Source organism: Streptomyces sp. NPDC031670, from assembly GCF_055580545.1.
Genome location: NZ_JBVILC010000017.1, coordinates 51,421 through 76,560 on the forward strand (window position 1 = coordinate 51,421; position 25,140 = coordinate 76,560).

22 protein-coding genes are annotated in these 25,140 nt (G+C 72.7%); 16 read left to right on the top strand and 6 right to left on the bottom strand.

The features are described from left to right. Window positions 1–98: 98 nt before the first annotated feature. From ACZ5ID_RS27520 to ACZ5ID_RS27535, 4 genes are read left to right on the top strand one after another with little or no spacing between them, the layout of a single operon-like run. Window positions 99–1,109, top strand: coding sequence for a hypothetical protein (locus tag ACZ5ID_RS27520; RefSeq protein WP_468903080.1), 1,011 nt, complete (start codon window positions 99–101; stop codon window positions 1,107–1,109). Between the two features lie 37 nt (window positions 1,110–1,146). Further along, a complete protein-coding gene (locus ACZ5ID_RS27525; protein ID WP_468903082.1) occupies window positions 1,147–1,911 on the top strand; it encodes a vWA domain-containing protein in 765 nt (254 codons plus the stop codon). 37 nt (window positions 1,912–1,948) lie between these two features. Next, window positions 1,949–2,722: a PP2C family serine/threonine-protein phosphatase gene (locus ACZ5ID_RS27530; protein WP_468903084.1), complete on the top strand. Its 774-nt coding sequence runs from the start codon at window positions 1,949–1,951 to the stop codon at window positions 2,720–2,722. Next, entirely contained in the window at window positions 2,719–3,885 is a 1,167-nt protein-coding gene (locus ACZ5ID_RS27535; RefSeq protein ID WP_468903086.1) for a hypothetical protein, read from the top strand. Before ACZ5ID_RS27530 ends, ACZ5ID_RS27535 begins: the two co-directional genes overlap by 4 nt. 278 nt (window positions 3,886–4,163) lie before the next feature. Here ACZ5ID_RS27535 and ACZ5ID_RS27540 read toward each other — a convergent pair whose 3' ends face one another. Further along, window positions 4,164–4,538: an SCO4983 family protein gene (locus tag ACZ5ID_RS27540; RefSeq protein WP_468903088.1), complete on the bottom strand. Its 375-nt coding sequence runs from the start codon at window positions 4,536–4,538 to the stop codon at window positions 4,164–4,166. Window positions 4,539–4,614: 76 nt separating this feature from the next. Next, window positions 4,615–5,826, bottom strand: a complete 1,212-nt coding sequence (locus ACZ5ID_RS27545) for a pyridoxal phosphate-dependent aminotransferase (RefSeq protein WP_406557238.1) — start codon at window positions 5,824–5,826, stop codon at window positions 4,615–4,617. 426 nt (window positions 5,827–6,252) lie between these two features. Between ACZ5ID_RS27545 and ACZ5ID_RS27550 the strand changes: the two genes are divergently transcribed. Beyond that, a complete protein-coding gene (locus tag ACZ5ID_RS27550; RefSeq protein ID WP_468903091.1) occupies window positions 6,253–8,181 on the top strand; it encodes an alkyl sulfatase dimerization domain-containing protein in 1,929 nt (642 codons plus the stop codon). A 19-nt stretch (window positions 8,182–8,200) separates the two neighbouring features. On the opposite strand, the gene ACZ5ID_RS27555 is transcribed toward ACZ5ID_RS27550, so the two are convergent. Beyond that, on the bottom strand, window positions 8,201–9,838 hold the full coding sequence (locus tag ACZ5ID_RS27555; RefSeq protein WP_468903093.1) for an N-acyl-D-amino-acid deacylase family protein: 1,638 nt from the start codon (window positions 9,836–9,838) through the stop codon (window positions 8,201–8,203). A gap of 7 nt (window positions 9,839–9,845) precedes the next feature. Beyond that, window positions 9,846–11,114, bottom strand: a complete 1,269-nt coding sequence (locus ACZ5ID_RS27560) for an amino acid deaminase (protein WP_468903095.1) — start codon at window positions 11,112–11,114, stop codon at window positions 9,846–9,848. Window positions 11,115–11,271: 157 nt separating this feature from the next. Between ACZ5ID_RS27560 and ACZ5ID_RS27565 the strand changes: the two genes are divergently transcribed. The 4 genes from ACZ5ID_RS27565 (at window position 11,272) to ACZ5ID_RS27580 (ending at window position 15,175) form a co-directional block, all read left to right on the top strand. Further along, entirely contained in the window at window positions 11,272–12,378 is a 1,107-nt protein-coding gene (locus ACZ5ID_RS27565) for a sugar kinase (RefSeq protein WP_468903240.1), read from the top strand. Next, complete coding sequence (locus ACZ5ID_RS27570; protein WP_468903097.1) at window positions 12,375–13,139, top strand: IclR family transcriptional regulator; 765 nt, start codon at window positions 12,375–12,377, stop codon at window positions 13,137–13,139. The genes ACZ5ID_RS27565 and ACZ5ID_RS27570 overlap by 4 nt, the downstream gene beginning before the upstream one ends. Continuing rightward, the gene (locus tag ACZ5ID_RS27575) at window positions 13,136–13,567 is read left to right on the top strand and encodes a RidA family protein (protein ID WP_468903099.1); all 432 of its coding nucleotides are present in this window, start codon (window positions 13,136–13,138) and stop codon (window positions 13,565–13,567) included. Before ACZ5ID_RS27570 ends, ACZ5ID_RS27575 begins: the two co-directional genes overlap by 4 nt. Window positions 13,568–13,690: 123 nt before the next feature. Next, the gene (locus tag ACZ5ID_RS27580) at window positions 13,691–15,175 is read left to right on the top strand and encodes a GntP family permease (protein WP_468903102.1); all 1,485 of its coding nucleotides are present in this window, start codon (window positions 13,691–13,693) and stop codon (window positions 15,173–15,175) included. 385 nt (window positions 15,176–15,560) lie between these two features. Here the strand turns inward: ACZ5ID_RS27580 and ACZ5ID_RS27585 are convergent, their stop codons facing one another. Continuing rightward, window positions 15,561–16,940, bottom strand: a complete 1,380-nt coding sequence (locus ACZ5ID_RS27585) for a M14 family metallopeptidase (protein ID WP_468903104.1) — start codon at window positions 16,938–16,940, stop codon at window positions 15,561–15,563. A 390-nt stretch (window positions 16,941–17,330) separates the two neighbouring features. Between ACZ5ID_RS27585 and ACZ5ID_RS27590 the strand changes: the two genes are divergently transcribed. Further along, a complete protein-coding gene (locus ACZ5ID_RS27590) occupies window positions 17,331–18,173 on the top strand; it encodes a S1 family peptidase (protein WP_468903106.1) in 843 nt (280 codons plus the stop codon). 46 nt (window positions 18,174–18,219) lie between these two features. Here ACZ5ID_RS27590 and ACZ5ID_RS27595 read toward each other — a convergent pair whose 3' ends face one another. After that, window positions 18,220–20,022 (bottom strand): chitinase, encoded by a 1,803-nt coding sequence (locus ACZ5ID_RS27595; RefSeq protein WP_468903108.1) that lies wholly within the window; start codon window positions 20,020–20,022, stop codon window positions 18,220–18,222. A 125-nt stretch (window positions 20,023–20,147) separates the two neighbouring features. Here ACZ5ID_RS27595 and ACZ5ID_RS27600 point away from each other — a divergent pair, with 125 nt between their 5' ends. The 6 genes from ACZ5ID_RS27600 to ACZ5ID_RS27625 all read left to right on the top strand — a co-directional run bounded on the left by ACZ5ID_RS27600 (window position 20,148) and on the right by ACZ5ID_RS27625 (window position 25,135). Then, window positions 20,148–20,999: a hypothetical protein gene (locus ACZ5ID_RS27600; RefSeq protein ID WP_468903110.1), complete on the top strand. Its 852-nt coding sequence runs from the start codon at window positions 20,148–20,150 to the stop codon at window positions 20,997–20,999. A gap of 67 nt (window positions 21,000–21,066) precedes the next feature. After that, on the top strand, window positions 21,067–21,771 hold the full coding sequence (gene cpaB, locus ACZ5ID_RS27605; RefSeq protein WP_406554522.1) for a Flp pilus assembly protein CpaB: 705 nt from the start codon (window positions 21,067–21,069) through the stop codon (window positions 21,769–21,771). 7 nt (window positions 21,772–21,778) lie between these two features. Continuing rightward, the gene (locus tag ACZ5ID_RS27610) at window positions 21,779–23,014 is read left to right on the top strand and encodes an AAA family ATPase (protein ID WP_468903113.1); all 1,236 of its coding nucleotides are present in this window, start codon (window positions 21,779–21,781) and stop codon (window positions 23,012–23,014) included. Beyond that, a complete protein-coding gene (locus tag ACZ5ID_RS27615) occupies window positions 23,011–23,400 on the top strand; it encodes a TadE/TadG family type IV pilus assembly protein (protein WP_468903115.1) in 390 nt (129 codons plus the stop codon). The genes ACZ5ID_RS27610 and ACZ5ID_RS27615 overlap by 4 nt, the downstream gene beginning before the upstream one ends. Beyond that, entirely contained in the window at window positions 23,397–23,780 is a 384-nt protein-coding gene (locus ACZ5ID_RS27620; RefSeq protein ID WP_468903117.1) for a TadE/TadG family type IV pilus assembly protein, read from the top strand. Before ACZ5ID_RS27615 ends, ACZ5ID_RS27620 begins: the two co-directional genes overlap by 4 nt. A 17-nt stretch (window positions 23,781–23,797) precedes the next feature. Beyond that, window positions 23,798–25,135 carry a CpaF family protein gene (locus ACZ5ID_RS27625; RefSeq protein ID WP_468903120.1) on the top strand — a complete coding sequence of 446 codons (1,338 nt, stop codon included), beginning with the start codon at window positions 23,798–23,800 and terminating at the stop codon, window positions 25,133–25,135. Window positions 25,136–25,140: the final 5 nt, after the last annotated feature.

Consider the following 25,140-nt stretch of genomic DNA (forward strand, 5'->3'; position numbering starts at 1 on the left):
CTCCGGAATGGCCCCGGAATGGCCAAAACCCTTACGTGCGGCGGCTGGTGGCGCCATATTTGCGATGTGCTTTTCCGGGGGACGGGGAGGTTTCGCCCATGGGGCTGCTGTGTGGTTCGCGCGGTGCGCGGCGACTGTGGCCGTTGACCGGCCTGCTGGTGCTGACCCTGCTCGCGATGGCCGCTCCGACCGCCGCCGCCGACGAGTCCTGCCCGGGGAACCTGGGCAAGCGGCTGGGCTGCTGGGCCGACCGCGTCGGCCCCGTGACCCGGAACGCGGCCGTCCTCGTCACCCTGCGCGAGCCGCTGGAGCTCGACGGGAAGCCCGCCGACTGGAACCTCGCCCAGCACAAGCCGGTCCTCGACCGCGGCCCGCTGATCGTCATGGCCCCCGCCGGGCACCCCACCGGTGAGGGCGGCACCCTGCTGCTCGTCCTCGCCGGCGACCGGCTGGTCGACCCGGACGCGGAGATCACCCGGCTCGGCCCCGAGGCCCTGGACGCCCTGGCGAAAGCGGGCGCCTGCCCGGGCGAGTTGTGCAGGACCTTCGCCGCCACCGGCAAGAAGGACAAGCGCCTGCGCGGCCAAGACCTCCTGGACAAGGGCCTGGCCGCCGAGCTCGGCGACAACTTCGACAGCGTCGGCGGCTCCGGCGGCGGCTCCGGCTCCCCACTGCTCGTCCCGGCGCTCGGCGTGGCCGCCCTGTTGCTGCTCCTGGTGACCGCGCTGGCCTTCGCCGTACGCCGCTCGCGGGCCCCGCGCCTCGCGTACGCGGTGCCCGCTGCCGGGCGCCCGGCAGCCGTGCCTGGCGCCCGTACGGGCCCCGCCGGTGCGGCGGGCAGACATCGCGCGCCCGGCCGCGACATCGGCGGCCCGGGCGGACCGGGCCGTACCGCCGTCGTCCGTACCGCGCTGCACCCGCAGGGGTACGTCGAGCTCGACCAGTGCCTGCGCCGGGCGGTCTGGGCCGAGCCCGCCGCGCCCGCGCCCGCCCCCGGCGCCCGCGTCGAGGTGAGCGAGGGCCGGGGCGAGGACGCCGGGATCCTGTACGCCCACGCGTACGCCGACGACGGTCACAACGTCACCAGCAGGGCGCCGCACGGACGGTGAGGCGCGGCGAGGACACCGAAGGACGGGGAGAGGCCAGATGCGCAGGCAGCAGCCACCGAGGACGCTTCCGGCGGAGTACGCCGACATCGAGTTCGAGAACAACGCCCAGCGGCTGCCGCTGGTGCTGTGCCTGGACACCTCCAGCTCGATGGCGGGCCCGCCCATCGAGGCGCTCAACCAGGCCCTGAGCGAGTGGACCCGCGAGCTCCACGACGACGTCAGCCTCAGCTACAGCGTCGAGGTCGCCGTCATCACCTTCGGCGGCCGGGGCGTCACCGCCTGGCGGGGCGGCCAGGCGCTCGAACCCGGCTCCCCGATCGGCCCGTTCGTCGCCGCCCACATGTTCGAGCCGCCGCGGCTCGCCGCCTCCGGGGTCACCCTGATGACCGAGGCCCTGGAGCTGGCCATGCACGTGGTCGCCGCCCGCAAGACCGAGCTGCGCTCACAGGGCTTCCAGTACTACCGGCCGCAGATCTGCCTGGTCACCGACGGCCTCCCCACCGACGGCACCGGCCACATCAGCCGCACCTGGCAGCGGCTCGTCCCGGTCCTCGCCGAGGAGCAGGCGGCGCGCCGCTTCCGGCTGTACGCGATCGGCGTCGGCGGCCTCACCGACCTCGCCGAGCAGGTGCTCCAGGCGTACGCGCCGAAGTTCAACGCCCGTCTCCAGGGCTTCCCCTTCCGCCAGTTGCTCCAGATGATGTCGGCGAGCGCCAGCGCCGAGACCAAGGGCGCGGGCGACGAGGTCTTCGAGAAGATCTTCAGCCAGTTCAAGACGCAGCGCCCGGCCTGGGAAGCCTGAGCGGGCCATGGGGACGCGCGCGCACGGGAGTTGGCGGGTGCACGGGCTGAGCGTCGAGGGCTACCGGCACGGCCGGGACGGTGTGCCCTGCCAGGACGCCTGGCGGTGCTCGACGGACGGGGCCGTCACGGTCCTCGCCGTCGCGGACGGCGCGGGCAGCCGGCCGCGCTCCGGCGAGGGCTCCCGGCTCGCGGTCCGCCTCGCGGTGGAGCACTTCGGCCGGCTGCCCGCCTCGGTGGCGGACGGCCCCACCGCCCACCGGCTGCTGCGCCAGGCCTTCCAGCGGGTCGTGGACGACTTCCTCGACCGTACGGGCGAGGCGGCCGGGGACCACGCGACCACCCTGACCGTGGTGGTCCTCGCGGACGGGTGGCTGGGGCACTGCAGTGTGGGGGACGGGTTCGTGGTGCTGCGGGCCGGGACCGAGGGCGGCGACCGGCAGTTCCATCTGCTGCCGCAGCCCGCCGCGGTGAGCGAATACAGCAACGAGACGGTCTTCGTCACCACCCCGGACGCGGTCCGCCGGGTGTGGACCGACTGCGTACGGGACGACGGCGTCGACGGCGTCCTGCTCTCCACCGACGGTCTGGCGCAGGCCGCGCTCTCCTGGTCCGGGGGCGCCCCGCCGACGCCCAACGAGTCCTTCGCCGCGTCGGTGCTGCGCGCGCTCGACACCGACGGGGGCGTGGCGGACGACGAGGACGACCGCCTCGCCTCGCTGCTCCGCTCCGACCGGCTGACCGCGCTCAACGGTGACGACAAGACGCTGCTGCGGGCGGTGCGCGCGGTGCGGGAGGGAGGGGGCGGATGAGTGTCGACGGGGGGCCCGCCGGTCCGGGCGGGCGGACCGTGCTGCTCGGCGGGGTGCGGGTGGTGCTCGCCGCCGAACCGCTGAAGGGGGGCGGTCAGGCGGCCGTCTACCCCGTGGAGGGCGACGACCGGACCGTCGTGAAGCTCTACCGGGACCCGCCCGGACCCGAGCAGGAGCGCCGGCTGACCCGGATGCTCACGATGTCCCCGCTCGGTGGGCGCCCCACCGACCGCTCCCAGCGGCCCGAGCTCGCCTGGCCGACGGCGCCCGCGCGGGCGCCGGGGGGCGCGTTCCTCGGATACGCGATGCAGCGGTTCGGGGAGCCCGAACACGTCCAGCTGGTGGGCCTGTTCACCCGCGCCCAGCGGGTCCGGCTCTTCCACGGGCGGGCCGACTGGCGCTTCCTGCTCGGCGTCGCGTGGAACCTGGCGTTCATGACGGCGCGGATGCACCACGAGGGGCTGGTGATCGGGGACTTCTCCAGCAGCAACGTGGTGGTCGACGCGAACGGCTTCGTCACCTTCCTGGACTGCGACTCCATCGCCTTCACCGACGCGGTCACCGGGGAGCTGTTCCCCTGTCTGATGCACACCACCGACTACTCGGCGCCCGAACGCCAGGCGGGCGGCCCCGCCACCCGGGCCAGCGACGACTTCGCGCTGGCGGTCCTCGTCTACCAGCTGCTCACGGCCGGCAACCACCCCTTCGGGGGTGTGCCGCGCGACAGCGCGCCGGAGTCGACGGTCCAGGACAACATCGCGGCGAGCATCAGTTACGTGGTGCGGCCCGAGCGGGTCGTGGTGCCGCGCGGGACCGTGGACCCGTCCGTGCTGCCGCCCGAGCTGCTGGGGCTGGCCCGGGCGGCGTTCGGGTCCGGGGTGCTCGATCCCGGGGCGCGGCCGTCGGCGGAGGACTGGTTGCGGGCGCTGGACCGGGAGCGGGGGCGGGTACGGGTGTGCCCGGACCGCCCGGGCCATACGTACGGGTCGCACCTGACGGGGTGCCCGTGGTGCGGCCGGGCAGCACTGACGGGCCACGACGTGTTCAACCCCGGGGCCCCGCCCCCGCCTCCGCCCCCACCCCCGTCCGGCCTGAGTCCGGCGCTGCTGATCGGCTTGGTGGTGCTGGTGCTGGTGATTTTGGTGGTGGTGACGAGGGGGTGAGTCTGCGGGGCCCGGGGTTTGTCTGCGGCCCGGCGGTGGGTTGCTCGCGCAGTTCCCCGCGCCCCTTGGGGGACTTACGGTGCTTCGTTTTGCGCGGCTCGGTGGTGGGCTGGTCGCGCAGTTCCCCGCGCCCCTCGAATGCGCCCCTCCGGGGCGCCCTATAGGGGCGCGGGGAATGGCGCGAGCAGCCGCAGACGGCCCGGGTCTCACCCGCACCCCGCGTACGCGGAACATGGCACCCGGTCCGCGGACCTCCGCGGCGCGCGGACCGGGGCCGATCAGAGGGCGGCGGTCGCCGCCGAGTGGGCGTCCATACGCTCCGCCGCCAGGATCGCCGCCGCCGTGTCCGCGCGCGAGGCGGCGACCACCAGGGCGCGCCCCGCGAGCGCGTGCGCGCGCCCGTGCAGGGCCGGCGCCGCCGCACGGCTCAGACCCGCGTGCCGCACCGGCGGATGCCCGCCCCGCAGCCGCGCGACCTGCGACGCGATCGCGTCCCCGGCCTCGGTCAGTCCCAGTTCGTCCGTGACCGCGAGCAGCGCCGCGAGGTGCCCGGCGAGCTGGATGTCCAGCTCCTCCTCACGGGAGCGGGCCGGGATGCGCGCGTCGGCGGCCATCGTGCTGTGCACCGACTTCGTGCGGATCGGCTCGTACATGAGATGACCTCCTTCTGACGCAGGAGGCCATCCTATCTTAGATTCTGTCTAAAGTTGAGTACGGGCCAGAACCTGGCTACATCTGGCTGTAGCCGTCCAGGAAGCTGCCGATCCGGGTCACCGCACTCGCCAGGTCCTGCGCCGAGGGAAGCGTCACGATGCGGAAGTGGTCGGGCTCGGGCCAGTTGAAGCCGGTGCCGTGCACGACCATGATCTTCTCGGCCCGCAGCAGATCCAGGACCATCTGGCGGTCGTCCTTGACCTTGTAGACCGCCGGGTCGAGCCGGGGGAACAGGTACAGCGCGCCCTTCGGCTTCACACACGTCACGCCGGGAATCCGCGTGAGCAGGTCGTACGCCGTGTCGCGCTGCTCCAGCAGCCGCCCGCCCGGCAGCACCAGGTCCTCGATCGACTGGCGCCCGCCCAGCGCCGTGGCCACCGCGTACTGCGACGGCATGTTCGCGCACAGCCGCATATTGGCGAGGATCGTGAGGCCCTCGATGTAGGAGGAGGCGTGGGCCTTCGGGCCGCAGACCGCCATCCAGCCGGAGCGGTAACCGGCCACCCGGTAGTTCTTGGACAGACCGTTGAAGGTCAGCACCATCAGGTCCGGGGCGATGACGGCGGTCGGCGTGTGCGTGGCGCCGTCGTAGAGGATCCGGTCGTAGATCTCGTCCGAGCAGACGATCAGGTTGTGGCGGCGGGCGATCTCCGTGAGGCCCCGCAGCATCTCGTCGTCGTAGACCGCGCCGGTCGGGTTGTTCGGGTTGATGATCACCAGCGCCTTGGTACGGTCGGTGATCTTCCGCTCGATGTCGGCGAGGTCCGGCATCCAGTCGGCCTGCTCGTCGCAGCGGTAGTGCACGGCGGTGCCGCCGGCGAGCGAGACCGAAGCGGTCCACAGCGGGTAGTCCGGGGCCGGGACCAGCACCTCGTCGCCGTCGTCGAGCAGCGCCTGCATCGACATCTGGATCAGCTCGGAGACGCCGTTGCCGAGGTAGATGTCCTCGACGTCGAGGTCGATGCCCTTGGTCTGGTAGTGCTGCATCACCGCGCGGCGCGCCGAGAGCAGGCCCTTCGCGTCCCCGTAGCCGTGCGCACCGGAGAGGTTGCGGAGCATGTCCTCCAGGATCTCCGGCGGGCACTCGAAGCCGAACGCGGCGGGGTTGCCGGTGTTGAGCTTGAGAATGCGGTGACCTGCCGCTTCCAGCCGCATGGCTTCTTCGAGAACCGGGCCGCGGATCTCGTAACAGACATTGGCGAGCTTGGTCGACTGGATCACCTGCATGACGGTCACCTTACGGGGGCGTTTCGGGGGACGCGCGGGGTTTGCCCGTGGGGTGGGCCGGACGGGGGTGCCCGGGCGGATGCCCGGCTTCCATCGGAATGCGGTCCCGGGTACCTGGCCGTGGGATCGCCGGTCGGGGACGGGGTACCGGCTTGGATTGCGCCGCCGCGGGCACGGCGGGTGAGATGCACCACGGCGAGCTGCCGCCCGCGGCCCCCGTTTCCCGCGCCCCTTGAAGCGCCCCATCGGCCGCAGCCGAAGTCCGGGCCCTGAAGGGGCGCGGGGAACGGCGCGAGCAACCCGCCACCGGCCCGCAGACGACCACCGGGCCGGCCCACTTCTCAGCCACCCACCCCCTCGCCCCCTTTCAGCCCCCCTCCCCGCAGCGTTACGTTCCCGCCCCGCGACGCCCCGAGGAGGCAGCCCATGACCAACGGCAGCAACGGCGCGCAGCACCACCCCGGCGCCCGGCCCCACCCCGCCGCGCAGCGCCGGCCCGTCGAACCGACCCCGTACGTCGTCCGGAGCAACCGCCCCGCGGGGGCGCACGGCGTCCCCTCCGACGTCTCCGACTTCCGCAACGCCTCGCAGGGGCTCATCGCCCGCCCGGACGTGGCCGCGATCCCGGCCCGGGACGGGGGAACCGCCTGGGACTTCGCCCGGTTCGACTTCCTGCGCGACGAGGACACCGACATACCGCCCTCCGTCAACGCGCGCGTATGGCGCCAGGGCCGCATGAACGCCATGGCCGGCCTCTACCTGGTCACCCGCCCGGACCACGGCCGCGGCGGCGTCCACCAGATCCGCGGCTACGACCTCGCCAACATGACGATCGTCGAGGGCCGTACCGGACTCGTCGTCATCGACCCCCTCGGCTCCTACGAGACCGCCCGGTACGCCCTCCGCCTCTACCGCGAGACCACCGAAGACCGCCGCCCGGTGAAGGCCCTCGTCTACACCGCCAGCTGCGTCGACCACTTCGGCGGCTCCCGCGGTCTCTTCGCCGAGCGCGGCGACACCGTCCCCGAGGACCTCGCCGTGTACGCGCCCGACGGCTTCCTCGACGACGCGGTCCGCCGCCACGTCGTGGAGGGCCTCGCCACCGCCTGCCTGGTCGACCACACCTACGGCACCCGGCTGGAGGCCGGACCGTACGGCCTGATCGACAGCGGCCCGGGCCTCACCGTCTCGGCCGGCGAGCCCACCCTCGTACCGCCCACCCATCAGCTCTCCGGCGAGGTCGAGGCCGACGGCGTACGGATGGTCCTCCAGCCCGCCGCCGGTCTCCAGTCCCCGGCCGAGATGAACGTCTACCTCCCCGACCACAAGGTCCTCTACCTCACCGCCCCCGGCCTGCTCGGCGGCCTCGGGGACGTACGCGCCCGCCACCTCGACGAGACCCTCAAGGCCTTCGGCGGCGTCGCGGAGATCGTGGCCGGGGCGTACGAGTGGCCCGGCTGGGGCGGGAAGGCCGTCACCGCCCGGCTCGCCGCCCGCCGCGACGCCTGGGTCAGGCGACAGACCCAGCCCTCGAACCAGCCGTTCTACGCCGCCGGATACGTCGGCACCGCCACCCAGGCCGCCCGCCAGACCTGGCTGCGCCTGCTCGGCCACGAGTTCGTCGCCGCCACCGACGCGGTCGCCGCGACCCCCGCCTCCGCCGCGACCGCCAAGCGGTACGTGGTGGCCCTGGGCGGCGCCGAAGCGGTGCTGGCCACCGCCCGCGAGGAGTACGACGCGCCGACGCCCCGCTACGAACGGGTCGTCGAGCTCCTCGACCACGTGGTGGCCGCCGCCTGCGACCCGACGACGGCCCCACCCGCAGTCCTGGACGCCGCCACCTCACTCCAGGCGCTGGCGCTGACCCAACTGGGTTACCTCGCCGAGTACGGCCCGCTGCGCAACGCCTATCTCACGGCCGCCCAGGACCTCCGCCCCGGCCCGCGCCCGCCCGGCGCCCGTCCCGTCGTCGGCGACCTGGTGCACCACGCCAACCCCGCCCAGTACTTCGCGGCCCTCGCCGCCCGGCTGGACGGTCCGAGCGCGGCCGAGCTGCGCGATCCGGTCGTCCTGCTGTGGACCTTCACCAACACCGGCCAGTCGGGCGTCACGGTCCTGCGCGACGGCGTCCTCGTCTACACCGACACCCGCGGCGACACGATGCCGCCGGGCGTGGACAAGCCGCACGCCACGATCGTGCTGACCCGCGACACCCTGGACCGGCTCCTGGCGTCCGGCCCGGACTTCGCCGCGAACTTCGACGAAGCGGTACGCGCGGGCCGCGCCCAGATCGACGACCGCGGCCCGGCGGACACCGTCTTCGGCTACCTGCTCCCGGCTGTGCGGGATCGGTGAGACCAGCTGGTTCGAGCTGTCATCGAGAGGGGGCTGTGACCGGCGTCCTGCGGATCGCGCGCCCCGCCAGTACGTCCGTGCGCCGCCCGTCCTCGATGACGAACCGTCCGTCGATCAGGACGTACGGAATGCCGGTGGGCAGCGTCCTGGGCCGCTCGAAGGTGGCGCCCGCCGCGACCGTGTCCGGGTCGAACAGGACGAGGTCGGCGCGGTAGCCCTCCCGGACCAGGCCCCGGTCGGTGAGCCGCAGCCGGGCCGCCGGGCGCGAGGTCAGATGGGCGACCATCTCCTCCAGCGAGAGGATGCCCAGGTCACGGGCGTAGTGGCCCAGGTAGTGCGGGAAGGTGCCGTAGGCGCGCGGATGCGGCTTCGCGCCCTGGAGGATGCCGTCGCTGCCGCCGGTGTGGACGCGGTGGCGCATGATCGCCCGGACGTTCTCCTCGTGGCCCACGTGCTGGAGGATCGTCGGGCCGAGGCGGTCGTCGATCAGCAGCCGGCGGGCGGTCGTCCACGGTGTCTCGCCGCGCTCGCGCGCGGACCGGGCGACCGTCCTGCCCACGAACGGCGCGAGGGCCGGGTCGCCCACGCCCGAGATCTCGATCGTCTCCCAGTCGATGGGCACCCCGTGGCAGCCGTCCGCCCCGACCACCTCCAGGTCGTGGCGGATCCGCTCGGCCGTCGCCCCGTCCCGCAGCCGCGCGAGCACCGCCTCGGGCCCGCCCGCGCCCGCCCAGCTCGGCAGCATCGCGGCGAGCGTCGTACAGCCCGGGGTGTACGGATAGGTGTCCAGCGTGATGTCGGAGCCGGTGGCGAGCGCCCGGTCGAGCAGGGCCAGGAGCTCGGGGGCGCGGCCCTCGTTCACGCCGAAGTTCATCGTGGCGTGCGCCAGATGGAGCGCGCAGCCCGCCGCCCGGGTCAGCTCCACCATCTCCTCGTACGCGCGCAGGGCGCCCGCGCCGTAGGAGCGGTGGTGGGGGCAGTAGTAGCCGCCGTACCGGGCCACCACCTCGCACAGCGCGGTCAGTTCGGCGTCCGGCGCGTACATGCCGGGTGTGTAGGTGAGGCCGGAGGACAGGCCGACCGCGCCCTGCTCCAGGCCCTCGGCCACCAGCCGCCGCATCCGCTCCAGCTCGCGGGGCGTGGCCGCCCGGTCCTCCCACCCCATCGCGTACATCCGGACCGTGCCCTGCGGGACCAGGTAGGCGGCGTTGACGGCGATGCCCTCGCCGTCGAAGCCGTGGTCGAGGCGGTCCAGGTACTCACCGACCGTGCGCCAGTCGAAGGCGAGGTCCGTGTCCCCGGGCGCGCCGCCGTTCCAGCCCGCGATGGCCGTACGGACCTCGGCGAGGGTGCGGTCGTCGACAGGTGCGTACGAGAGTCCGTCCTGGCCGAGGACTTCGAGCGTGACGCCCTGCGCGGCCTTGGCGCTGTGGTCCGGGTCGCGCAGCAGGGCCAGGTCGGAGTGGGCGTGCATGTCGATGAAGCCGGGGGCCAGGGCCAGCCCTTCGGCGTCCAGGACGCGGGTTCCGGAGAGCCGGGGGCCGCCGCCGCCGCGGCGCAGCGCCGCGATCCGTCCGTCCCGGAGGCCGACGTCGGCGCGGAACGAGGGCCCGCCGCTGCCGTCGACCACCCGGGCATCCCGAATGACGAGGTCCATCAGGGCCTCAGAAGTAGGTGCGGATGTAGTCGACGACCGTCCCGTCCGCCTCCACCAGCGGGATCAGCGGCCATTTGTCGAAGCTGGTGCACGGGTGGGAGAGGCCGAGGCCCACCCAGTCGCCGACCTCCAGCTCCACGCCCGGGTCGGTGCGCAGCCAGGCGTGCTGGTCGGACAGGGCGGTGACCTCGATACCGGTCGCCGGGCGCTCGGTCCCGTCCGCCCCGCGCACCACCTGCGCCTCGGGCAGGTCGAGGTCGTGCGCCGCGTCCCGCTTGCCCGCGTTCACGAACGCCTGGCCGGGGCCGGGCCGTGAGACGACCTGGGCCCACAGGCGGAAGGCGGGGTGCAGGGCGCCCTCCTCGGGGACGCGGTTGAAGGGCGTGACGCGGCGGTACTGGCCGTCGTCGTGGCTGACGTACGCCCCCGAGCGCAGCAACTTCAGTACGGGAAGGGAGAGTTCGGGGATTTCCGCGAAGACCTCCGCCACCGCGTCGAACCAGGCGCTGCCGCCCGCGCTGATGACGATCTCGTCGAGCCCCGTCCCCGAGAAACGGCCCGCCTTGTCGAACTCCGCGGCCAGCGCGGTCAGTCTGCGCAGCCAGGCCGTGACACGCTCCGGGGTGGCGCCCGGTACCTCGGCCTCGTACCCCGCCACACCCACCAGGCGCAGGGTGCGGGTGGCGGCCACGGCGTCGGCGACGGCCGTGCAGTCGGCCTCGGTACGGGCGCCGGTGCGGGCGCCCTCGCCCGCGCCCAGCTCGACCACCACGTCCACCGGCCGGGCCGTCCCGGTGAGCGCCGCGTCCATCAGCTCGACCCCGCGCACCGAGTCCACGTAGCAGATGAACCGGAAGGCGGCGTCCCGCGCCAGCTCGGCGGCGATCCACTTCAGGGCCGCCGCGTCCACCAGCTCGTTGCCGAGGAAGATCCGCTCGACGCCGAACGCGCGTGCCACACGCACCTGGTGGGGCACGGCCAGGGTGATGCCCCAGGCCCCGTGGTCGAGCTGGCGGGCGAAGAGCTCGGGGGCCATGGAGGTCTTGCCGTGCGGGGCGAAGGCGAGGCCGTGCCGGGTCGCGTACGTCTCCATCAGCGCCAGGTTGTGCTCCAGGCGCTCGGCGGAGAGGGCGAGGACGGGGGTGGTGAAGCCGTCCGTGAACAGGTTCCGGCGCTGGGCCGCCAGCTCACCGACGGTCAGCCCCTCGGCGTCCGGGGGCAGCCCCTTGAAGCGGTGGTCGACGCGCTCTTCGGCCAGTCCTGCCAGGAACCCCATGGAAGCCTCCGTGTTCGCTGCCGCGATAGTCGTTGCATCATGTGCAACGTCCGTTGCGTATCTCGCTTACCGCTGTCTAACATCCGGGCCAACGCCGGGTCAATGGTGAAGGGAGCGCCGACGAGTGGACGTGGATGCCGTCTGTCTCGGGGAGTCCATGGTCGCGTTCCTGCCCGGCCGGCCGGGGCGCCTCGCCGACGTCCCCTCCTTCGAACGGGGTGTCGGAGGCGCCGAGTCCAATGTCGCCTGCGCGCTCGCGGGCGCCGGGCACACGGTGAAGTGGGTCAGCCGGGTGGGCGCGGACGGTTTCGGGGACCACCTCGTCTCGGCGGTCGGCGCGTACGGGGTGGACACGTCCGGGGTGCGCCGGGACCCCGGACGGCCGACCGGTGTGTACTTCCGCACCGCCGACGACCGCTCGCACGGCGCGCACGAGGTCGTGTACTACCGGGCCGGGTCGGCCGCCTCCGCGATGTCCGTGGCGAACGTGCCGTGGGGTCCGGTGTGGTCCGGGCGGGTGCTGCATCTGTCCGGCATCACCGCCGCGCTGTCGGACGACTGCCTGGAGCTGATGCGGACGTTGCTGGCGCGCCGCCCCGGGCGTCCGCTCGTGTCGTTCGACGTCAACCACCGGGCCGGGCTGTGGCGGCGCGGGACCGACCCGCGGGTGTCGCTGGAGCTGGCGCGCGGGGCGGACGTGGTGTTCGTGGGGGAGGACGAGGCGGAGGAGGCGTGGGGGGTGCGGGGGGCGTCGGCGGTACGGGCGGCTCTGCCGGAGGTGGGGGTGGTGGTGGTCAAGCGGGGCGCCCTGGGGGTGACTGTGTTCGAATCCCCCGCCCCGCCCCTTCCCGAAAGCCTCCGGCGGTTGTCGGTCGGGCGCGGGCCGTCCGGGGCCGCTCGCGCAGTTCCGCGCGCCCCTGGCAGCCTGGGGGCGCGGGGAACTGCGCGCTCAGCCCAGCACGGTCCGCAGCCCGACGGCACAGTCGTCCCCGCACCCCGCGTGGACGTAGTCGCCCCCACCGGCGCCGGGGACGCCTTCGCCGCCGGGTTCCTCCACGGCACCCTGCGCGGCCTGCCCGTACGGGAGCGGGCGCGGCACGGGCACCTCATGGCCGCCGCCGTGCTCACCGTGCCCGGCGACCACACGGCCCCGCCCGCCCGCGCCCACGCCGACCGGCTCGCCGCCCTGGACGACGACGCCTGGGGGAGACTTCGACTCGGCCCCGGCTGGACGGGGGAGGAAAGGGAGGTACGGACGCCATGAGCCAGACCGTCGACCGGGCGCTGAGCATCCTGCCGCTGCTGGCACGGGGCCCCGCCGACCTCGGCCAGGTCGCCGAGCGGCTCGGGGTGCACAAGTCGACCGCCCTGCGGCTGCTGCGCACCCTGCACGAGCACGGCCTCGTCTACCGCCAGGAGGACCAGCGCTACCGCCTCGGCGCCCGCCTGTTCGCGCTCGCCCAGGAGGCCGTCGAGAACCTCGACGTACGGGAGATCGCCCACCCCCATCTCGTCGCGCTCAACGAGCGCATCGGGCACACCGTCCACCTCGCGGTGTACGAGGACGGCGAGGTGCTCTACATCGACAAGGTGGAGAGCCGCTACCCCGTCCGTATGTACTCGCGCATCGGCAAGCCCGTCGCCATCACCGTCGCCGCCGTCGCCAAGCTGCTCCTCGCCGACCTGCCCGAGGCCGAACGCCGGACGGTGGCCGACCGGCTCGACTACCCCCTGTACACCTCCCGTTCGACACCCAACGCCCACGCGTTCCTGAAGGAGCTCGCGGCCGTACGCGAACAGGGGTGGGCCACCGACCTCGGCGGCCACGAGGAGTCCATCAACTGCGTGGCCGCGCCCGTGACCGGCACGGACGGCCGCGTGGTGGCCGCGATGTCCGTCTCCGCGCCGAACGTCGTCGTCACCGCCGAGGAACTCCTCGGCCTGCTCCCGCTGGTGCGCCGCACCGCGGACGCCGTCAGCCGGGAGTACTCCGGCACCGTCCCCGAGAAGGAAGGCAGTTCATGACCGGGAAGAGCAACGGGCCCGAGAAGGTCGCCCTGATCCCCGCCACCCACGCCGCCCCGCCCGCGAAGTTCTCGCACGGAGTGCGCAAGGGCAACATCCTCCAGGTCGCCGGACAGGTCGGATTCCTGCCGGCGGCCGACGGCCGGGCACCCGTCGTCGCCGGTCCCACCCTGCGCGAGCAGACCCTCCAGACCTTCGCCAACGTCAAGTCGGTCCTGGAGGAGGGCGGCGCCACCTGGGACGACGTGATGATGATGCGCGTCTACCTCACGGATGTCGGCCACTTCGCCGAGATGAACGAGATCTACAACGCGTACTTCGAGGAGCAGGGCCTGAAGGCTCCCGCCTCGGCCCGTACGACGGTGTACGTGGGCCTGCCCCCCGGGCTGCTCATCGAGATCGACGCGCTGGCGGTCCTGGACGACTGACCGCCGTATGCGCTTGGCACGACCGCAGAACAGGCCGCACGGGGCGGCGCCCCGGACCGCCGGGGCGCCGCCCCGCGGTCCCCCGCACCCCGGAACAGCCCTGCCGAAACCCGGAGCCGCCGTATGTCGTTCCCGCTCGCCACCACACCACCCCCGCCGCCCCCGCCGCACACCGGCGGCATCCTCCCGCTGATAGGCGGCACCACGGGCCTGCTGACGGTCGCGGTCCTGGGCATAGCGCTGCTGCTCTACCTCATCATCAAGATCAGACTCCAGCCGTTCGTGGCGCTCCTGGCGGTCTCCATAGCCGTGGGCCTGGGCGCCGGCCTGTCGGTGACCGAGCTCTTCGGTACGGTCCAGAAGTCCGCCGCCGTCTCCACGGTCGAGGCGGGCATGGGCGGCATCCTCGGCCATGTCGCGATCATCATCGGGCTCGGGACGATGCTGGGCGCGATCCTCGAAGTCAGCGGCGGCGCCGAGGTGTTGAGCGCGCGGCTGCTGGCGCTCTTCGGAGAGGAACGCGCCCCCCTGGCCATGGGTCTGACCGGCCTGGTCTTCGGCATCCCGGTCTTCTTCGACGTGGGCATCTTCGTCCTCGCCCCGATCGTGTACGCGGCGGCGAAACGCTCCGGGAAGTCGATCCTCCTCTACTGCATGCCGCTGCTGGCGGGCCTGTCGATGACCCACGCCTTCCTGCCCCCGCACCCCGGCCCGGTCGCGGCGGCCGGCCTCTTCCACGTCTCGCTCGGCTGGGTGATCCTGATGGGCGCGCTCGTGGGTCTGCCGTCGGTGGCGGCGGCCTGGGTGTACGCCGCGTGGATCGGCAAGCGGATCTTCGTCGAGGTGCCGCAGGACATGGTGGAGGCGGCGCGGGAGGCGCGGGCGGCGGTGGAAGCGGAACGGGCGGCGGCGGGGCTGCCGCCCGCGTCGCGGGAGAAGCCGGTGCCGCTGTCCACGGTCCTGGCCGTGATCGGCACGCCGCTGATCCTGATCCTGGCGGCCACGTTCTCGTCGATCGCGCTGGACCCCTCCCGTACGCGCTCGGTGATCGAGTTCTTCGGCCACCCGTTCGTGGCGCTGACGATCGCGCTGGTGCTGGCGTACTACCTGCTGGGGATACGGAGGGGCTGGTCCCGGACCTCCCTGGAGCGGGTCTCCACGGCCTCGCTGAAGCCGGTGGGGAACATTCTGCTGGTGGTGGGCGCGGGCGGGGTCTTCGGCGCGGTCCTGAAGGCGTCCGGCATCGCGGACGCACTCGCCAGGACCTTCCACGACGTGGGCCTCCCGGTGATCGTCCTGGCGTGGCTGATCTCGGTGGCCCTGAGGGTGGCCCAGGGCTCGGCGACGGTGGCGATCGTGACGACGGCCGGGATCGTGGTGCCGCTGGTGGAGGGCGGCGGGTACTCCCAGGCGCACCTGGCGCTGGTGATCATGGCGATCTCGGCGGGGTCGATCTTCGCGTCGCATGTGAACGACGGGGGGTTCTGGATGGTGGCGAAGTACTTCGGGATCAGCGAGCGGGACACGTTGCGGTCGTGGACGGTGCTGGAGAGTGTGCTGTCTGTGGCGGGGTTCGGGGTGGCGGCGGCCCTGAGCGTGGCGATATAGCCCCCGCGCCCCCTATTTGGCCGGGCGCTCGTCCGCGGGCCGTGGTGGGTTGCCCGCGCAGTTCCCCGCGCCCCCTGTCGGCCCGGTGTTTGTCTGCGGGTCGTGGTGGGCTGGTCGCGCAGTTCCCCGCGCCCCTTGGGGGTTGGGGGTGCTGTATCCCGGATCCTCGGGCGGGGGTGGTTCAGCCGCTCCGGCGTTTGAGGAGCGGGGGCGTGGCCGTAGGCCCGCCTTTCAGGGGCGCGGGGAACTGCGCGATCAGCCCCCGCCGGCTCGCAGGTGAAGGCGCAGCGGGGGCCCGGGGGCGTTGCCCCCGGAAAACCTGCCCCGCCCCCGCCCCGCCCCCGGAGGGTTTGGGGAAGGGGCGGGGTGGGGGCCGATCACCCGGTCACGAACCCGCGCAGTACTGCGACTCCTTCCCAATGGACCGGTACATGCAGTCCGCGTTCTCCAGCAACTGCAACACCGCGTCCCGGTTCCGAGAAGTCTCCCGCTCGATCACCTCGTCCGGCGGATAGAACCCGCCCCCCGCCCCCGACTCCCCCGGATACATCTCGAAGGTGAAGTCGAAGATCTTCTGGGTGCCCCAGAGGTAGTCGTCTATCGTCCCGTCGGTGATGTACAGGTCGCTCGACTGCTCCGGCGTGTACCCGTTGGACGCCGCCATCTTCCCGCCCACCGCCGCGTACGCGTCGTGGTCGTCCTTCGTCAGCCCCGTCGCCGTGTCGTTGTACGTGTAGCCGAACGGCCACAGCACCAGCTCGCTGTAGGTGTGGAAGTCGATCCCGGCCTTGATCTGCTGCTTGCCGCCCACCACCCGGCTGCGGGCGAAGTCGGCGACGACCTTCACCTCGGGCGCGGACTCGGCGGCCGAGCCGCGGTAGGTCTCGGAGCCCTTGCTGCCCGAGGAGCCGCCGCAGCAGCCCCACTTGTAGTTCCAGTTGCGGTTCAGGTCCGTACCGACGGACGAGGAACCGGAGTTGGGCTGGCGGTTCTTGCGCCAGCTGCGGTACGAGCCGGTGGCGATGTCGTACTCCCCGCCGTCCGGGTTGAGGTCCGGCACGATCCAGATCTCCCGGTTGTTCACCATGTTGGTGATCCGCGGGTCCTGGCCGTACCCCGCGCCGAACTCCCGCAGCAGATACAGCGCCATCTCCACCGTCAGGTGCTCACGGGCGTGCTGGTGGAAGGTGAACAGGACCTCGGGCTCGTTCTCGTCGGTGGCCACGTTGTCGCTCACCTTGATCGCGACGATGTCCCGGCCCTGGTAGGACTTGCCGATCACGCGCTTGCTCATGATCGAGGGGTACTGGGCCAGCCGCTGGTCGATCTCCGCCGTCATCTCGGCGTAGTTGTGGTAGTTGGAGTCCGCCGGCGGGAAGTCGAAGGGCGTCGCCTTGAGGCCGCCCGAGCGGTCGGGCGGTCCGGGCAGCGCCTTGAGCGTGTAGCCGAGCGCGCGCAGGTTCCGCGCCTGCCCGGCGTCGGCGCTGACCACGACGGTGTGCTCGTGCACCTCGTCGATGGAGACCCCGGTGGCCGCGATGGCGGTGCGCGCGGCGGGGGTGGCGGGGCCGTGGATCTCGTACTGGACGGTGGCCTCGTCGGCGGCCACGTCGGCGCGTTCGCGCGGGGAGGGCGCCGGGGACGCGGTGGCGTGGGAGGTCAGCGGGGCGGCCAGCGCCATCGCCAGGAGGGCCGCGAGACCCGCCGAACGTCTGGCACCGCCGCGCGGCGCGCGGGTGGCGCGCGTACGCGTACGAAGTCGCATGAATGCTCCTGGGGATCCAGAGGTGGGGGTGTTCATGTCGACGTTGCTGTGGTGGTGCGTCGCACCCTGAGCTTCTGGGCATGGCATGTCAGCGTCAAGGTGCGCCGTTCCTCACCCGGTCCGGGTGGGCGATATCCCGTCAAGGTCCTTTCGGCGCGGCTCCATGGAGTGCATGGTGCTCGGCCGCGCCGGGGATCCAACCCTCCGGCCGGTTCCGATGGCCCGTACGGCCGTACGGGCCATCGGGGCCACGGGCGTACGGGCCTTCGGGTCTACGGCCCGTCCGACTGGCCCGAACCCGACGGTTGCCCCCGGGGGTTGGCCCGCCCAACAATGCTCATGACAATTTCAGGAACCCACTCCTGAAACCCTTCAGAGGGGAACCCCCACATGAAGAAGCCTCTCGTCGGCACGGTGCTGGCGCTGCTGCTCGTCGGAGCCGGCGCGGCACCGGTCGTCGCGGCGCCGCACACCCACAGCGGCGCCAAGGCGGCGGTCAAGGCGGTCGACTTCGCCGGAACGGTCGCGCTCAGCAACTGTTCCGGGTCGCTCATCCGCACCCCGAGCTCCCAGCCGAACGACCCCGCTCTCATCCTCTCGAACGGCCACTGCCTGGAGACCGGCTTCCCGGCCGCCGGCGAGGTCATCACCGACCAGCCCTCCTCGCGCAGCTTCTCGCTGCTCAACGGCTCGGGCAGCAAGGTCGGCACGCTGCGGGCCACCAAGGTCAGCTACGCGACGATGACCGACACCGACATCACCGTCTACCAGCTGAGCAAGACGTACGCGCAGATCCAGAGCCAGTACGGGATCGGCGCGCTCACCCTCAACGACCAGCACCCGGTCGCGGGCACCGCCATCAAGGTGGTCTCGGGTTACTGGAAGCGGACCTACAGCTGCAACATCGACGGGTTCGTCTACCGCCTCAAGGAGGGCGACTGGACCTGGAAGGACTCGGTCCGCTACACCTCCGCCTGCCAGACCATCGGCGGCACCTCGGGCTCCCCGGTCATCGACACCGCCACCGGCAAGGTGGTCGCGGTGAACAACACCGGCAACGAGGACGGCCAGCGCTGCACCGAGAACAACCCGTGCGAGGTGGACCAGAACGGCAACGTCACCGTCCACTACAAGATCAACTACGCCCAGGAGACGTACATCATCGTCCCCTGCATAGGCACCGGCAACAGGGTCGACCTGAGCCGCCCGGGCTGCACCCTGCCCAAGCCGTGACACACGTCTCCCCGCGCCCCCTTCCGGGGCGCGGGGAGAGGTGCCGCTACGGCAGTGCGTGGACGTGCGGTCCCACCGCGTTCGACCAGGCGTTGCCCGACTTCGCGTCCCAGTTGGTCGACCAGGTCATCGCGCCGCGCAGGCCCGGCCAGGTCCGCGGGGGCTTGAAGGAGCCGCAGCCGGTGCCGGCGGTCAGGCAGTCCAGGGCCGCGTTCACCACCGACGGGGAGACGTAGCCGCTGCCCGCGCCGCTCGTGGAGGCGGGCAGGCCGAGACCGACCTGGGACGGGTCGAGACCGCCCTGGAGCTGGATGCAGGCGAGCGCGGTCAGGAAGTCGACCGTGCCCTGCGAGTAGACCTTGCCGTCGCAGCCCAGCATCGAACCGCTGTTGTAGTACTGCATGTTGACGACGGTGAGGATGTCCTTGATGTTGAGCGCCGTCTTGAAGTACTCGCCCGACGTGGACTGCATGTCGATGGTCTGCGGCGCCATCGTGATGACGAGCTTGCTGCCCGCCTTCGACGCCAGTGAGCGCAGCGCCTGTGTCATATAGGTCGAGTTGAGGCCGTTCTCCAGGTCGATGTCGACGCCGTCGAAGCCGTACGTCCGCATCAGCGCGTAGACGGAGTCGGCGAAGTTGGCCGCCGATGCCGAGTCGTTGACCGACACCGTGCCGTTCTGGCCGCCGATGGAGATGATCACCGATTTGCCGGCCGCGTGTTTGGCGGCGATGTCCGCCTTGAACTGGTCGACGGTGTAGCCGCCGAGGCCGTTGGTGTCGAGGTTGAAGGTCACCCCGCCCGGCGTGCCGGTGGCGTCCGCGAAGGAGACCGCGATGATGTCGTAGTTCGCGGGCACGTCGCTGATCTTCTGCACGGTCGCGCCGTTGTTGAAGTTCTGCCAGTACCCGGTCACCGCGTGCCGGGGCACGGTCCCGCCGCCCGGGTTGCCGGTGGCGGAGGTCTTCGCGGTCACCGCCGCCGACTTGGCGGACTCCCCGGCGGCGTTGGTCGCGGTCACCTGGAACTGGTACGAGGTCGACGCGCTCAGCCCGGTCACGGTCGCCGAGGCGCCGCTCACCGACTGCACCTTGGCGCCGTCGCGGTAGACGTTGTAGCCGGTCGCGCCCGAGACCGCGCCCCAGGACAGGTCCACGGAGGAGGAGCTCACCGAGCCGACCGCCAGACCGGCCGGGGCGGCCGGGACCGTCGGGGCCGGGTCGCCGCCCCCGCCGCCGTCCGGGCCGAAGACGGAGACGTCGTCGGCGTAGTAGGCGCTCTGGCCGTACCAGCCGTGGGTGTAGATCTGCACGGAGGTGGTGGAGGCCCCGGTCCTGAACGTGGTCGACAGCTGGTTCCAGCCGCCGCCGGTGCCGGGCGTCCAGGTGGAGACATCGCCGGTGCCGGTGCCGGAGGCGCCCAGGTACACGTACGAGCCCTGCACCCAGGAGCTCAGCGTGTAGGTGGAGTTGGGCTTCACGGCGACGCTCTGGACGCACTGGCCCGTGTCGGAGCCGGACGGGCTCGCCTTGAGGGCGGCGGCTCCGCCGTGCACGGGCGAGGAGACGACGGACCCGCTGCCGGCCGTACAGCTCCAGCCCGTCAGCCCCGACTCGAAGCCCGCGTTGCGGGCGTTGTTGACGTCCGCCGCGTGGGCGGTGCCGCTGAGCCCGGCTATGGACAGGGCGCCTGCGGCGGCAACGGCCAGGCCGACTCTGCCGCTTGCTCGTTTCACTTGCTGCCTCCGGTGGGGGAGTGGGGAGGGCGGTGGGGAGGGGAGCGCGCGCTGTGCGTACAAGCTGGTCCAGACCAATCCGGTTGTCAAGACCTCTGGCGGCCCTCGTGGCATCACAGAAACGAGAAGACTGTTCACGCGCAGCTATCTCGTGGATACAGTGCTGCTTCAGGGGGGTAGTGCGGTGATCACATACGGCTGAGGGGGCCCACCACGGGCCGAGGGAACGGGGACTTGATGTGCCAACCGCGATAGCCGTCACCAGCCCGGACCTGGTGCTGCCCGCGGCGGATCCGCTCACGCCGCCGCCCGCGGTCCTCTCGTCCCCCACGATCCAGCCGCTCGACGACGCGCTCGCCCACGCGCACCGGCTGCTCGATCTGCACGGTCATCTGGTCGTGCTCTACCCGCGGTCGCTCGCGCCCGCCCACGAGCGGCGGCTGCACACCGTCCGCTCGATCCTGGAGAGCGACCGGATCGCGCTGGTCGGATCGCCGCTGCCGCCGCTCGGCCTGGCCGTGCTCGCGCGCCAGCTGTGCCAGCTGTCGGTGTGCGACTTCAGCCCCGGCGTGCTCGCCTCCTCGGCCCGGCTCCTCGCGCACTACGTGCACGCGGGCGCCGTGCTGAACTCCGTCACCCGCCTCGACCGCGTCCCGGTCGACCTCAAGACCCACGCCAAGTCCTGGCTCCCCGGCAGCCAGTTCGCGGTCGTCGCCCACCCGGAGCCGCAGCTCGTCAGGATCGGCGCGGGCGAACTGGAGGGCCCCGACTACGCCTGCCGGCTGCTGGTGGCCGGGGCGGCGGCGCCCTCCGAGTGGGTCACCGCACATCTCGCCGCCGCCTGGCAGGTCGGCTCCGTGCTCGAAGCCCCGCTCCCGGGGTACTCGCCGGAGTGGTGGGGTACGTCCAAGCTCACCGAGTTCGCCGCGTACCTCTCCGATCTGTCCGTGCTCTACCAGCTCGTGGCATCCGTACGACGGGAGTCGTGCCGGTGGTGCGGCATGGAACTGATCGGCGACCGCTGCGGGTTCTGCGCCTCCCCCGTCCCCGCCCCCGAGCACCGGCTGCCCGCGGGAGGCACGTACCACTAGCCGCCGCGCAGCCCGCCCGGTGGCCCGTCCGCCCAGTCCCACGTCATCGAACGAGGTCGTACGGTCAATGAACTCCCGTCAGCGCCGCGGCGTCATCCTTCTGCTGGTCTCGGTCCTGTGTGCCGCCGGGGCCTTCGCCGGGGTCCTCTCGGTGATCCACGACGCCGACTCCAAGGTCGGCCCCGAGGTGACGGCGTACCGGGTGAAGCAGAACATCGCGGCCAACACGGCCCTGAGCGCCGATCAGTTCAGCCGGACGACCATGCCGAAGCGGTGGCTCTCCCGCAACGCCGTCACCGACCTCTCCGCGATCCGCGGCAAGGTCGCCGTCTCCGCGCTCCGGTCCGGCTCGCTGCTCCAGTCCGACATGATCGCCGAGCGCCCCGCACTGCGCCCCGGCGAGCAGGAGATCGCCATCATGATCGACGCGTCCACCGGCGTCGCGGGCAAGATCCAGCGCGGCTCCTCCGTCAACATCTTCGCCACCTTCGCCGCCGCCAAGCAGGGCGACACCCCCCAGTCGAAGATCATCGTCTCCGGCGCCCGGGTCCTCGACGTCGGCAGACTCACCCCCCTCGACCCGGGCCGCGACGACCGCAACAAGACCACCGAGGCGGTCCCGATCACCTTCGCGCTCGGCACCCTCGACGCCCAGCGCGTCGCGTACGCGGAGTCCTTCGCCCAGCACGTACGGCTCGCGCTCGTCGCGCCCGGCGGCGACTCCACGGTGCCGCCCGGCGACCGTACGTACCGCCTCGAAAAGGACCAGTGAGGTTCGGATGACCACCAGGATCCTCCCGGCCGTCCAGGACGCCGACGCCGCCCGGTCCGTCACCACCCTGCTCAGCCAGCTGCCCGACGCCGAACCCGCCGCGCCCGTCGCGGACTCCACCCAGCTCCTGGACACCCTGGCCCGGCTCGCCGGGGACTCCCTGGACGAACTGCCCGAGGTCGTCCTCGTCCACGAGCGCATCGGGCCGGTGCCCGCCCTGGACCTGGTGCGCGAGGTGGCGCTGCGCTTCCCCGCCGTCGGCGTCGTCCTGATCACCTCGGACGCGGGGCCGGGCCTGTTCGCCGCCGCCATGGACTCCGGGGCGCGCGGCCTGGTCACCCTGCCGCTGCACTACGAGGAGCTGGTCAGCCGGGTCCAGGCCGCCGCCCAGTGGTCCATCGGCGTCCGCCGCCACCTCGGCGGCGGGGGCGAGGCCGCCGGCGGCCCCGGTGGCACGCTCGTCACGGTCACCGGCGCCAAGGGCGGCGTCGGCGCCACCGTCACCGCGATCCACCTCGCCCTCGCGGCCCGCGCCTCGGGCCGCACCACCGCACTGGTCGACATGGACCTCCAGGCCGGTGACGTGGCCTCCTACCTCGACGTCCAGTTCCGCCGCTCCGTCGCCGACCTCGCCGCCATCACCGACATCTCGCCCCGGGTCCTCCAGGACGCGCTGTTCAGCCACTCCACCGGCGTCGGCCTGCTGCTCGCCCCGGGCGACGGCGAACGCGCCGAGGAGGTCACCGACCGCGCCGCCCGCCAGATCCTCTCCGCCCTGCGCCACCGCTACGAGGTGGTGATCGCCGACTGCGGCACCCAGATGAACGCCGCCAACGCCGCCGCCGTGGAGATGGCCGACACCGCCCTGCTGATCACCACCCCGGACGTGGTGTCGGTCCGGGCCGCCAAGCGGATCGTCCGGATGTGGGACCGCCTCCAGATCCGCAAGGCCGAGGAGACCACCACCGTGGTCAACCGGCACACCCGCGCCACCGAGATCCAGCCCCCGCTGGTCCAGAAGGTCACCGGCACCCGCGCCACCCGCACCTCGGTCCCGGCGGCCTTCAAGGAGCTCCAGGCCGTCGTCGACGCGGGCCGGCTGCACGACCTGGACGCCAAGTCCACCGTCAAGCAGGCCCTGTGGACGCTCGCGGGCGAACTGGGCCTGGTCAAGGGCGTCGGCCCCGCGCCGGAGAAGAGCGGCCGGGGCACCCTCGTCCTGCGGCGCCGGGGGCACGGATGAGGGGCATACGGACAGCGGCCGACCGGGACCGGGGCCAGATCGTGGTCGAGTTCACCGGCATGGTCCCGATCATCCTGGTGACCCTCGCCGCGATCTGGCAACTGGTCCTGACCGGATACGCGTTCACCGTCGCCGGGCACGCGGCGGACGAGGGCGCCCGCGCGGGCGCGGCCCGGGACGGCGGCGCGGCGGCGTGCGCGGCGGCCGTGCGGGCGGCGGCGCCGGACGGCTGGGAGGTGTCCGCGCAGGAGTGCGGCGGCGGCGGACAGGACGTCTTCACGGCCACCGTCGGCGTACGGGTGCCGGTGCTCTTCCCCGGCGCGTTCACCGTTCCGCTCACCACCGTGCACGGGCACGCCGGGGCGGCCCGCGAGGACGAGCCGTGAGGCGCCCCTCGCGCGCGGCCCGTGACCGGGGCTCCGCCGCCGTCGAGTACCTGGGCTTCCTGCCCCTGCTGCTGCTCGTCGCGCTCGCGGGCGTCCAGCTGGGGCTCGCCGCGTACGCCGCCCAGCAGGCGGGCACGGCCGCCCGCGCCGCCGCCCGTACCGCCGCCCAGCGGGAGCGGGCGGACGGGGCCGAACAGGCGGGCCGGGCGGCGGTCAGCGCCTGGGTGGCCCAGCGCAGCACCATCGGGGGGACCGGCGGCTGCCCCGGGGACGTGGTGACGGTCACCGTCACCGTGACCATCCCCTCCGTCTTCCCCGGCGTCGATGCCTTCGGCCCGGTCCACAGAAGCGCCACCATGCCCTGCGACGAGAGCAACTGACCGAGGAGGCACGCCCCATGAGCCTGCGGGCCCGTATCACCGCCCCCGAGGAGAACCGGGGCGGCGAGGGAGACGCGCACCTCGTCGCCGCCTACCGGGGCAAGCTCCTGGAGGAGATCGACCTCGCCGAGATGTCCTCGCTCGCCGCCGCCGAGCGCCGGGCGCGGCTCGAACGCGTCCTCGGCCACATCCTCAGCCGCGAGGGCCCGGTCCTGTCCACCGGCGAGCGGGCCCAGCTGATCCGCCGGGTCGTCGACGAGGCCCTGGGCCTGGGCGTCCTGGAACCGCTCCTGGAGGACGCGTCCGTCACCGAGATCATGGTCAACGGCCCCGACCAGATCTACGTGGAGCGCGCCGGGCGGGTCGAACGGCTGCCGATGCGGTTCGCCTCGCACGAGCAGCTGATGCAGACGATCGAGCGGATCGTGTCGACGGTCAACCGCCGCGTCGACGAGTCCAACCCGATGGTCGACGCCCGGCTGCCGTCCGGCGAGCGCGTCAACGTGATCATCCCGCCGCTCTCGCTGACCGGCGCCACCCTCACCATCCGCCGCTTCCCGCGCTCCTTCACGCTCTCCGAGCTGATCGCCTTCGGCTCGCTCGACCAGTCGATGCTGATGCTGCTCGCCGGACTGATCCAGGCGAAGTTCAACGTCATCGTCTCCGGCGCCACCGGCACCGGCAAGACGACCCTGCTCAACGCGCTGTCCGGGCTCATCCCCGAGCACGAGCGGATCATCACCATCGAGGACTCCGCCGAACTCCAGCTCCAGCAGGCCCATGTGATCCGGCTGGAGGCCCGGCCCGCCAACGTCGAGGGCAAGGGCCATGTCTCCATCCGCGACCTGGTCCGCAACTCGCTGCGCATGCGGCCCGACCGGATCGTCGTCGGCGAGGTGCGCGGCGGGGAGTCCCTCGACATGCTCCAGGCGATGTCCACCGGCCACGACGGCTCGCTGGCCACCGTCCACGCCAACAGCGCCGAGGACGCCCTGATGCGCCTCCAGACGCTCGCCTCCATGTCCGAGATCAAGATCCCGTTCGAGGCGCTGCACGACCAGATCAACTCGGCCGTCGACGTCCTGGTCCAGCTCACCCGGCACGCCGACGGCTCCCGCCGGGTCACCGAGATCGCCCTGCTCGACAGCCACGGCCGCGACCCCTACCGGCTCGCCACCGTCGCCCGCTTCGACCCCCGCCCGATGGCCGCCGACGGGCGTGTCCACGGCGAGTTCCGCCACTTCCCGCTCCCGCGCCGCGTCGCCGAACGCCTCTATCTGGCGGGCCAGCCCGTCCCGCAGGCGTTCGGCGTCGCCTCCTTCGACGAACAGCTCGCCACCCGAGAGGCCAGGTAGCACCG

Bases quoted from the DNA above. Each gene is read 5' to 3' on its own strand.
- ACZ5ID_RS27540 (WP_468903088.1), bottom strand. From the start codon at position 4,538: ATGTACGAGCCGATCCGCACGAAGTCGGTGCACAGCACGATGGCCGCC.
- ACZ5ID_RS27565 (WP_468903240.1), top strand. From the start codon at position 11,272: ATGGTCGCGTTCCTGCCCGGCCGGCCGGGGCGCCTCGCCGACGTCCCC.
- ACZ5ID_RS27610 (WP_468903113.1), top strand. From the start codon at position 21,779: ATGACCACCAGGATCCTCCCGGCCGTCCAGGACGCCGACGCCGCCCGG.
- ACZ5ID_RS27525 (WP_468903082.1), top strand. From the start codon at position 1,147: ATGCGCAGGCAGCAGCCACCGAGGACGCTTCCGGCGGAGTACGCCGAC.
- ACZ5ID_RS27590 (WP_468903106.1), top strand. From the start codon at position 17,331: ATGAAGAAGCCTCTCGTCGGCACGGTGCTGGCGCTGCTGCTCGTCGGA.
- ACZ5ID_RS27595 (WP_468903108.1), bottom strand. From the start codon at position 20,022: ATGCCACGAGGGCCGCCAGAGGTCTTGACAACCGGATTGGTCTGGACC.
- ACZ5ID_RS27615 (WP_468903115.1), top strand. From the start codon at position 23,011: ATGAGGGGCATACGGACAGCGGCCGACCGGGACCGGGGCCAGATCGTG.
- ACZ5ID_RS27545 (WP_406557238.1), bottom strand. From the start codon at position 5,826: ATGCAGGTGATCCAGTCGACCAAGCTCGCCAATGTCTGTTACGAGATC.
- ACZ5ID_RS27555 (WP_468903093.1), bottom strand. From the start codon at position 9,838: ATGGACCTCGTCATTCGGGATGCCCGGGTGGTCGACGGCAGCGGCGGG.
- ACZ5ID_RS27625 (WP_468903120.1), top strand. From the start codon at position 23,798: ATGAGCCTGCGGGCCCGTATCACCGCCCCCGAGGAGAACCGGGGCGGC.
- cpaB (WP_406554522.1), top strand. From the start codon at position 21,067: ATGAACTCCCGTCAGCGCCGCGGCGTCATCCTTCTGCTGGTCTCGGTC.
- ACZ5ID_RS27580 (WP_468903102.1), top strand. From the start codon at position 13,691: ATGTCGTTCCCGCTCGCCACCACACCACCCCCGCCGCCCCCGCCGCAC.
- ACZ5ID_RS27550 (WP_468903091.1), top strand. From the start codon at position 6,253: ATGACCAACGGCAGCAACGGCGCGCAGCACCACCCCGGCGCCCGGCCC.
- ACZ5ID_RS27570 (WP_468903097.1), top strand. From the start codon at position 12,375: ATGAGCCAGACCGTCGACCGGGCGCTGAGCATCCTGCCGCTGCTGGCA.
- ACZ5ID_RS27575 (WP_468903099.1), top strand. From the start codon at position 13,136: ATGACCGGGAAGAGCAACGGGCCCGAGAAGGTCGCCCTGATCCCCGCC.
- ACZ5ID_RS27585 (WP_468903104.1), bottom strand. From the start codon at position 16,940: ATGCGACTTCGTACGCGTACGCGCGCCACCCGCGCGCCGCGCGGCGGT.
- ACZ5ID_RS27520 (WP_468903080.1), top strand. From the start codon at position 99: ATGGGGCTGCTGTGTGGTTCGCGCGGTGCGCGGCGACTGTGGCCGTTG.
- ACZ5ID_RS27560 (WP_468903095.1), bottom strand. From the start codon at position 11,114: ATGGGGTTCCTGGCAGGACTGGCCGAAGAGCGCGTCGACCACCGCTTC.
- ACZ5ID_RS27535 (WP_468903086.1), top strand. From the start codon at position 2,719: ATGAGTGTCGACGGGGGGCCCGCCGGTCCGGGCGGGCGGACCGTGCTG.